A 9,165-nucleotide genomic window follows, 5' to 3' on the forward strand; every position below is an offset into this window, starting at 1 on the left:
AATCATAACTATATGCTGCTGGCATTCAACCTCCTTATCATCATCTATCCTTATCCTATCACATCCGGACTTTTATGGAAAGAGCTATATCGATCAAAACCAAGAGCTTAAAAGAAAATATATATCAATAACTATATAGTAGCGGGATGACGGTTTTTCAAATTATCGGTAAATCTAAGTCAGTTTAGCTATAGGCAGCAATTTTCTGTATTTATTTTAAATTGAAGAAAGCTCAAATGAAAGATCGTGTTTTGCTAAAAATCACAGAATGCAGTCTGGTTACTATTTAAAAGGATATGTTCAAAAAACTGTGTCAAATCAACTCATACACTTCATTACCAACTTCATGATGAAGTTCCGCAGTTGGATGGAAATAATCAAAAAAGAAATAATCCTTTAGTGTTTCTTTGCTACACCCAGGGTTATAGTGAACGTCAAGTTCCCCTTTAAATATCAACTTTAAGAGTATTTTTATATTTTCTTTAAATCTCCCAACTTGGTCTGCAATGTTCGATGTGCATGCATCTTGACAATTTAAACCTTTGCTCTTGTATTCGCTAAACATACTTCTCATTTTAGAGTTAAGATCAAATGCTTTTATTTCAAGATTTGTACTTTTCTTCATATAATCTAAGCCTTTAGCCAGTTTTGCATTGAAACTCTCCGTGAGCTTTGTAGCTAGTTCCCTTGCTTCTTCATCTCTATTAAAAGCTGGTATTGAGCCAACTTCAGGTGCATTTGCAACAACTACATGCTTAACACCATGTTCATTTAGAACCTTAAGTGCATTACATATTTCACTCACTGCTTGTTCCAACACTTCTTCCGCTTTAGTATCGTCATAAGCAGTGGCAACCATAACATCATTTCCGCCGATTATGATGCAAAATAAATCTTCTTTACCTATATCTGGATGATGTTTAATTACCGCATCTAGCTGGTTAGCTAAACGAAATTTATTGAAGAAATAAGAAAAAATAGGGTCAAAAATTTCAGATGCTGTTGCATATGAAACTGCGTAATTCTGACCTTGCTGTTCGTGGCATCTCCCAAAAAATGAATAACTCCACCCAGGTTTAAATTCATCTAAATCTAAATATTTTGCTATATATTCAACAGCAGTAGGGCCATTGCTAAAAGATCTTCCTTGATAAAAAGGATCATCAAATTTTACGCTTTTTGCAAAGGATAAATTATTTAAAATTCCAATGATTGCGCCATTATCGGATAAGCTATCACCCAGAACATAAAAATTTCTATACTTTGAATTAGAATTGTCATTTTTGTTTGTCATAATATTTACCGTAGATTAGCATATTGTTTCATTAGATTCATAGAAAAAGAAAAATAGCGGTGAAATTATACAACTTTGGCCTAACTTGCTCTCCACTTTTTCCGGGCAAAATCAGCTTCTTCTTAACTTGACACGTATACTTAAAAGAACCCTCTAAGTTTTCTAGCACGGCTTGGATGTTTCAACTTGCGCAGTGCTTTTGCCTCTATTTGCCTAATTCTCTCACGTGTTACATTAAAAATTTTTCCTACTTCTTCTAAGGTATGTTCCTTCCCATCTTTACCAAGGCCAAAACGCATTCTTAAAATTCTTTCTTCCTTTGGTGTTAAAGTTGCAAGAACATTGGTTGTAATGCCACGCAAGTCAGCAAGTATTGCAGCATCCTCTGGCCTGGAGACTCGCTTGTCTTCTATACAATCACCAAAGGTACTACTATCATCTTTTCCTGTTGGAGCTTCAAGACTTACTGGATCCCTTGCTATTTTCATAACTTTGCGTATTCTTTCCAGTGGCATTGTCAGTTCTACACTCAATTCCTCTAACGTCGGCTCTCTTCCCATCTCATGAGTCATCTTTCTTAATGCTCTGTTGATTTTACTGATAATTTCCACCATATGAACTGGTATTCTAACTACTTTAGACTGCTCAGGTATTGCTCTAGTGATTGATTGTCTTACCCACCAAGTGCCATAAGTTGAAAATTTATATCCACGTTTGTAATCAAACTTATCCACGGCCTTCATAAGACCAATATTGCCTTCTTGTATCAAATCAAGCAGATCAAGGCCTCTTTTTGAATACTTCTTAGCAATGGAAACTACTAGCCTTAAGTTAGCCTTAATCATTTCTTGCTTTGCTTCAGAGACTTCTCGTTCGTGTTTTTGTATTCTCTTGATTAGCTCCTTAAATTCTTGTACGTTATCTTCCTGTATATGCTGCTTAATACCGTTCAAGGTACTAGCTATATGTTCAGAGTTATCGTCTATAAACCTTAAAAATTTGTTTTTTAATTCACCTGTAAAAGAGGACTGATTTTCATTGATCTTTAAAAGACTTATCTTTTTCAATTCGTGCTTTAAAAGCACGTCATCATAAACTTTATAGAAACTTTCTCTATCGATATCGTATTTTCTAGCCTCAGCAATAAGATTAGCCTCTTCAAGCGTAATGGATCTATTTATCTTATAAAGTTCTTGTGTAATTCTGGCAACAGCAGCATCACTTAACTTAATTTGTAATGCTATAGACCATACTTGATTATACAAATTTTCTAGCTCATTAGAGAAATTTTTAGAATTTTTTCTTAATATCAACGCTTCATTTGTTAAAGTAATTATCTCATCCAATGCAACTATGACCTTTGGCAATAAGTCACTTTCCATTTCAAGAATAGAAACATTTAAATTGACTGAACTTATATCTTCATTATTACCGTCTTTCTCATCATCACTTTTTTTACTATCTTTCTCATCATCACTACAGTACTCAGCATCTTCAGAAACATCCTCAGAATCCTCAACATCTTCAGCACTTTCTTCACTCTCTTCACTTTCTTCTTTGGGTACCACATTAAAATCAGAGTTATAAATTGCATCCAGATCTATAATTTCTCTCAGTAAGAGAGCTCCATTACTTAAATCATCACGCCATACTTTTATCACCTTTAATGTTACTGATGTTTCAATTATTGCGCGTAACATGTTATGCTTTTCAGATTCAATTTTTTTTGCTATCTCGATTTCATCTGCCCTTGATAAAAGCTTTACGGAGCTCATGTCTTGTAAATAAATCCTCACTGGATCATCATTTTGTACTAAAGTTGCAGTAACATTTGGCGATGTGTCATCATCATCAAGTTTACTATCATCACTGTTGGAAGGAATATCTTCTTCATCTTCGCTACTTTCAAGCACATTAATTCCGGAATCCTGCAATAAAGATGTAGCATCATCTATAAAGTCAGACGAAAAATTTTCATCTGATAATTTATCATTTATATCATCAAAGGTGATAAAACCACCCTTTTTTATACTCTTAGTTACCAGATCTTTGATAATTTTTTTCTTATCTTCTGCATCATTAATAGTTGACATCATTACCTTTATAGTTTACAATTTTATTTCTTATTAACAAAAAAACTTACAACGAGCAAGTCTATAATTTTACTTTTAACTTGTGGCTATTTGTTACTTCATATAGTTTAAGATACTGTTAATTTATGTACACTTGTCTTAATCAATTGTTCCATACTTTTCTTCCATTTTTACTGCTATGGATAATCCAACTGAAAATGTTGCAATTCCAACCACTATAGCAGTAAGCATTAAAACATGGGGTATAGGATTGCTATATGAATAAAAATTTGAAACCAATATAGGAGGCAAGGAACTTTTTATATATCCTAGAGATATGTAAAATAACAAAACAGATGCTTGGAAGACGCTTACCCCTATTATTTTCTTGATTAAATTTTTATCGTTTATAATAATATATAAACCTAGCACCATTAATACAATAATAATCGTATAATTATATAAAGTCATTGTTTTTTCCTACGAGCAAAATTTATATATATAATTAACATAGAGGAGCAGACAGTAAATGCTACACCTAATTCCACCAAAAAAATACCTAATTTTTGACCGGTTCTATTATTGGTTAACAAGATATCATAAGATAAAAAATTTTGGCCAAGTAAAGTTGTTGCAACGCCCGTTCCTCCATAAATTAAAATACCTAACACGTTAGTCAATCTAATCACAGAATAAGGTATTGCTTTTAGAGTTGTAGATACACCAAATAGCATTGAATATAATATTATCCCGGAGGCAATAATTATTCCTGCTTGAAAACCTCCACCCGGAGTGTAATCACCGTGAAATTGTATGTATAAACCAAATAAAATGATAAAAGGTATCATCAAAAATGTTACTGCATTTAATATCGGATCTTTAATCATTTTCTTTTTCTTCTTTTAATATCAACGTTATACAAAGCGCAGCAGTAAAAACTACTATAGTTTCTCCAAACGTGTCATAACCACGAAAGCTTGCCAAAATAGCTGTCACTATATTAGGAATACCGGTAGCTTTTTCGGTATTTTCCACATAATAAGGAGCAACATGCAAGTGGATCGGAGCATTGTGGCTGCCAAAATCTGGCAATTGAATCATAAAATATGACAAACATACAGCCAGAAATAACATAAAAAAAAGCGTTATAGGGTTATGAGATAGATTTACTTCATGATTCTTTATCAAGGAGAGTGCTGCAAACGTAAAAACTGTACTGAGCCCCGCACCAACAGAAGCTTCAGTAATTGCAACATCAGGTGCATTCATAATTAAGTATATAAGCGCAATCAGTGAACTAAATACACACATTAGAACAGCACTTACAACTAAATGTCGCGAGAAAACTATAAAAACCGTAACTGTTAGTAACAACAAAAGTAACACTACATTTAATATTTCTAACACCTTAGCCTTCTCTAACAGTTTTTTTCTTAACTTTATAATGAGTGCGCGCTAAAATATAGCTATTAGTTGAGTTAGCTACCCATATTATAAAAATTAATAATACTATTTTAACAGTATTGATTGAAAATCCATTCTGCAAAGCAAAACCAACTAACAATAACGTTGCACCGCTAGAATCTGTAATACCTGCTGCATGTAACCTAGTATAGAAATCAGGAAATCTGATCACCCCTATATTTGAAATAATTATCAAACAAATACCTAAAAATATGAAAATGGATCCTATCATAAATTATCAAAACAACATTAATCTCATTAGTGCTATAGTTGATATAAAGCTAACGCTAGCATACAACAATGCTATATCAATTAAAAAAAAATTATTCAGAATGATTGATATTGCTGTTATAATTACAACTACTTGCGTTGAGAAATTATTGAACGCTAAAACCTTATTGTACACATCATTTGACTTAGACACTATGCAACACAACATTACACTCATACAGAACAACAGTGTATAGATAGCAATGCAAATCATTTAAAGACTATGTAACTTCAGTAGATTTCTAAACGGATACTTCTTCATCGCCATCTTGATCATTTATTTCATCATCTATTTCACCATCCACTTCGTAATCTTGGCTTTCTTGACTTGCATCAAGATCTGTGTTATCAGAAAAATTTAATAAATTCGCTAGCTTACTTGTATTACTGCTGTAAACATTATTCATATTTCCTTTCATGTATTCCTTGCATCTACCTACCAAAAGGCTAAACAGCTCACGAGTATCCACCTGTTTTCCTGCTATTTCATGTAAGGAAATTATGATATTTTTATGACCTTTAAACTTAGCTGCTTGAATTGGATTACTTGCCCCTGTATTTAAATCATGTGTTCTTTGACTTGCCAACAGAACCAATTTGAAACGGTTACTTACCCGTTCTATACACTTTTCTACAATAGACTCAGCCATAAGATACTACCTTAATAAGTTTTATACTATATCACAAAAAACAAGTTGTCAACTTTGTATCTATTGCGATTCAACTTCATGTTTTACTTTTTCTGCCTCAGATTTTATTTCTTGGCTTTCTGTCATCGTGATCGTTATCTCATGATCAAGTTTTTTTAGAAATCCTAACAATCGCTCTAAAGAAAAACCATCTATTTTACCATTTTTAATTTGCGATACCTTTGGCTGATCAATACCAAGTTTCTCAGCTGCAAAAGCCTGAGTCCAAGCATTTTTTTCTATAATTTTATTTATTATATAAAGCAACTTTGTTTTTATTCCTGCACTGTCTAAGTTATTTAACGATATTATTTCCATAATTCTTATACTCACATATCAATTAACTTTATTAAATATTATAACATAATATTTAATATACCAAGATATTAATATCATGTAACTTGTCAATAATTATATGATATCAATATTTAAAACTTTAAGTTGATTATATATTAATATTTTTATCAAATTTCTAGTAATTTTAAATTACCATTTTACCATCAGTCTATCTGAAAAAACCATTTATAGAAAGAACAAGCTAAGATTACAAAGCTTGAAATACAAAAATAATTATTTTATAAATTTATCTTACATAAGAAGTTTATATCTCTATATCTTAATATAAATATTTATTTAAATTTTTAAAATTTCTATTTTAACGAGAATTCTATATATTATATTTATAATATAATTTAAATATTTGTTGCTTTTTAGCTGGAACATTATTTAGTTAGTAAGTAAAATTGTGTTGAATATGACAAAAATAAAAAAAGATGTTGCTGTTATTATGGGAAGTGAGTCAGATTACATCACTATGGTCCATACTGTTGATATGTTAAAAGCATTAGAAGTTTCACATGATATATTCATAATATCTGCACATAGAACACCAGAAAGGCTCTTCAATTTTGCTAAATCTGCACAAGAAGAAGGTTTTAAGGTTATTATAGCTGGTGCAGGAGGTGCAGCTCATTTACCTGGTATGGTTGCGTCACTAACTTGTTTACCAGTTATCGGCGTTCCTGTGCATAGTAAACAATTAAATGGGCTGGACAGTCTACTCTCTATAGTTCAAATGCCAAAGGGTGTTCCAGTTGCAACCATGTCTATAGGAGAAAATGGAGCATATAATGCTGCCATTACTGCCGTATCTATATTGTCAATTTCCAACAGTGAAATTGCAGGTAGGTTAAAAAAGTGGAGAGAGAAACAGACCAAAGAAGTAAAAGAAAAACCAGTTTCATAATAAATCTATGGCAATAATTCTTTTAGACACAAAAACCATAAACCGTATAGCAGCGGGGGAGGTGATAGAAAGGCCAGCAAGTGTAGTAAAGGAATTAGTGGAAAATGCAATAGATGCTGGAAGTTTAGAAATAGAGATTAAAATAGAAAGTGGTGGGCGTAACCTTATTATTGTGACAGATGATGGTAACGGAGTAGAAAAAAACGATTTAGAACTTGCGTTTATGCGCCATGCTACTTCAAAATTGAGCGACAATGAGTTGATAGAAATCAAGCATCTTGGCTTTAGAGGAGAAGCTCTGCCTTCAATAGCAGCAGTAAGTAGGATAAAATTATCGTCTAAGGCAAGAGAAGCAAATGAAGCATGGTCTATAAGTCATGAGGGTGGAGAGAAAATAGGGGAGCAAACTCCTTACTCTTTATCACAAGGCACACATATTGAAGTACGAGATTTATTTTTTGCCACTCCAAATAGACTAAAATTTCTAAAAACTGAAAGAGCAGAAACTCAAAGCATTGTTGATATTGTAAACAACCTAGCAATGATTAACTATCATATAGGGTTTACTCTCACTTCAGGTAATAAAAAGCTCTTAAAATACGCTAAGCAGACTTCGTTATTTCATAGATTGTGTGAAGTAGAAGAAGAATTTCAGGGCAGTTCTCTGGAGATTAATGAAGAAGAAGACGGCATTAAACTTACGGGACACATCTGTAAACCGACCGTCAATCGTGGTAAGTCAACTCAGATCTATACGTTTGTTAATGGAAGGCCAATCAAAGATAATCTACTTATTGGCGCAGTTAGGTATGCATATCATGATTTTATTCCAAGCGATAGGTATCCTTTCGCAGCGTTACATTTAGAGATACCTTATGATCAAGTAGATGTAAATGTGCATCCAAATAAATCAGAAGTAAGGTTTCAGAATAAGAAGCTCATATATGAGATAGTGACAAGAGGATTAATTAAAGCATTGTCAAGAAGGATAGGCACCTTTCTAGCGCATGACCAGAAAATGGATTCAACATTGCCAGATCCTTTTGATAAACCTAATGTTCAAAATGAAAGAAGGCCAAGTCCTTTTGAAAATCAACTAATAAAAGAATTTGCTTCTCCAAATGAAAGAGTAAAAAGCTTATCAGAACAGTCAAAATCGTTTGATTATACCGGCATACAGAAATTACCATCACAAGCGGAGACTATGGTTCTGGAAAAAAAGGTGTTAGAGCAAGTTGATTCGATAGAGAGCCACCCGCTCGGGTTTGCACGCTGTCAGGTCTATAATACTTATATTATTGCAGAGGTAAGGGACAAATTGATTATAGTCGATCAGCATGCAGCCCACGAAAGGCTAGTATATGAATGCCTAAAACAAAAATCAAGTATAAAAAGACAAAAACTACTTCTTCCTGAAACGGTTGAAATCAAAAATCAAGCCGGACTGGAGATGATTGAAATCTATAAAGATAAGTTATTTGAAATGGGTTTTGATATTGAGATCAAATCAGAAAATAAAGTGATAGTAAAAGAAATCCCTGCAATTTTGGGAGCAATAGATGTGAAAGAGATGCTAATTAATATAGTCGATAGATTAACGGAAATAGAAGATACATTGCCAATAGAAGATAAAGTGAACAAAATATTGGCCACTATCGCTTGTCATGGATCAATTAGAGCGGGTAGGAAAATGAGGTTAGATGAAATGAATGAGCTGCTGAGACAAATGGAAAAAACCCCATATTCCGGGCAATGCAACCACGGAAGACCAACTTATATAGAAATGAAACTCAGTGATATTGAAAAACTTTTTGAGCGTAGGTAATGAGGTTGCCATAAATATGTAAGCGCTCCTTTCTCGTCATCCAAGTAGCTCATAGAAACGAAAAAACTTCCTTGACAAACTCCGTCAGCCCCCTTATCATGAAAGTGAAGCTATTTATTTATCTTCTCTGTACAGATTAAATGACAAAAAAACTCACGAATCTGGCGTCTCATCTTTAATTTTTTGCACTATGTGCACCTTATGTCTTTATAAAATTCTAGGTTTTTACCTAATATAAGCTAAAATGCGCTTATAAAGCATTTAAAACATAAAAAAACGCCAACTTAAAAAATGGATAGTGAATA

The 9,165-nt window shown here is 32.8% G+C and carries 11 protein-coding genes; 2 read left to right on the top strand and 9 right to left on the bottom strand.

Features of this window, described 5'->3' with window-relative positions; all coding sequences use genetic code 11:
* Positions 1-313: 313 nt before the first annotated feature.
* The 9 genes from OZD66_RS00150 to OZD66_RS00190 form a co-directional block, all read right to left on the bottom strand.
* Positions 314-1,294, bottom strand: coding sequence for an SGNH/GDSL hydrolase family protein (locus OZD66_RS00150; protein WP_010082050.1), 981 nt, complete (start codon positions 1,292-1,294; stop codon positions 314-316).
* A gap of 140 nt (positions 1,295-1,434) precedes the next feature.
* Complete coding sequence (gene rpoD / locus OZD66_RS00155; RefSeq protein WP_182367707.1) at positions 1,435-3,387, bottom strand: RNA polymerase sigma factor RpoD; 1,953 nt, start codon at positions 3,385-3,387, stop codon at positions 1,435-1,437.
* Positions 3,388-3,525: 138 nt separating this feature from the next.
* Positions 3,526-3,837 (bottom strand): cation:proton antiporter subunit C, encoded by a 312-nt coding sequence (locus OZD66_RS00160; RefSeq protein WP_182367704.1) that lies wholly within the window; start codon positions 3,835-3,837, stop codon positions 3,526-3,528.
* The gene (locus tag OZD66_RS00165; RefSeq protein ID WP_006279705.1) at positions 3,834-4,253 is read right to left on the bottom strand and encodes a Na(+)/H(+) antiporter subunit B; all 420 of its coding nucleotides are present in this window, start codon (positions 4,251-4,253) and stop codon (positions 3,834-3,836) included. Before OZD66_RS00165 ends, OZD66_RS00160 begins: the two co-directional genes overlap by 4 nt.
* Positions 4,246-4,773: a DUF4040 domain-containing protein gene (locus OZD66_RS00170; RefSeq protein ID WP_182367701.1), complete on the bottom strand. Its 528-nt coding sequence runs from the start codon at positions 4,771-4,773 to the stop codon at positions 4,246-4,248. The genes OZD66_RS00165 and OZD66_RS00170 overlap by 8 nt, the downstream gene beginning before the upstream one ends.
* 1 nt (position 4,774) lies before the next feature.
* Positions 4,775-5,062: a monovalent cation/H(+) antiporter subunit G gene (mnhG, locus tag OZD66_RS00175; protein WP_182367698.1), complete on the bottom strand. Its 288-nt coding sequence runs from the start codon at positions 5,060-5,062 to the stop codon at positions 4,775-4,777.
* 6 nt (positions 5,063-5,068) lie between these two features.
* The gene (locus OZD66_RS00180; RefSeq protein ID WP_182367695.1) at positions 5,069-5,314 is read right to left on the bottom strand and encodes a monovalent cation/H+ antiporter complex subunit F; all 246 of its coding nucleotides are present in this window, start codon (positions 5,312-5,314) and stop codon (positions 5,069-5,071) included.
* Between the two features lie 28 nt (positions 5,315-5,342).
* On the bottom strand, positions 5,343-5,750 hold the full coding sequence (rpoZ, locus tag OZD66_RS00185) for a DNA-directed RNA polymerase subunit omega (RefSeq protein ID WP_182367692.1): 408 nt from the start codon (positions 5,748-5,750) through the stop codon (positions 5,343-5,345).
* A gap of 60 nt (positions 5,751-5,810) precedes the next feature.
* On the bottom strand, positions 5,811-6,107 hold the full coding sequence (locus OZD66_RS00190; RefSeq protein ID WP_010081926.1) for a helix-turn-helix domain-containing protein: 297 nt from the start codon (positions 6,105-6,107) through the stop codon (positions 5,811-5,813).
* Between the two features lie 436 nt (positions 6,108-6,543).
* Here OZD66_RS00190 and purE point away from each other — a divergent pair, with 436 nt between their 5' ends.
* Complete coding sequence (gene purE, locus OZD66_RS00195) at positions 6,544-7,035, top strand: 5-(carboxyamino)imidazole ribonucleotide mutase (protein WP_182367689.1); 492 nt, start codon at positions 6,544-6,546, stop codon at positions 7,033-7,035.
* A 7-nt stretch (positions 7,036-7,042) separates the two neighbouring features.
* Positions 7,043-8,860 carry a DNA mismatch repair endonuclease MutL gene (gene mutL, locus OZD66_RS00200; protein ID WP_182367686.1) on the top strand — a complete coding sequence of 606 codons (1,818 nt, stop codon included), beginning with the start codon at positions 7,043-7,045 and terminating at the stop codon, positions 8,858-8,860.
* Positions 8,861-9,165 lie beyond the last annotated feature (305 nt).

The sequence above is a fragment of the Wolbachia endosymbiont of Drosophila baimaii genome (assembly GCF_028982185.1).
GTDB classification, from domain to species: domain Bacteria; phylum Pseudomonadota; class Alphaproteobacteria; order Rickettsiales; family Anaplasmataceae; genus Wolbachia; species Wolbachia pipientis.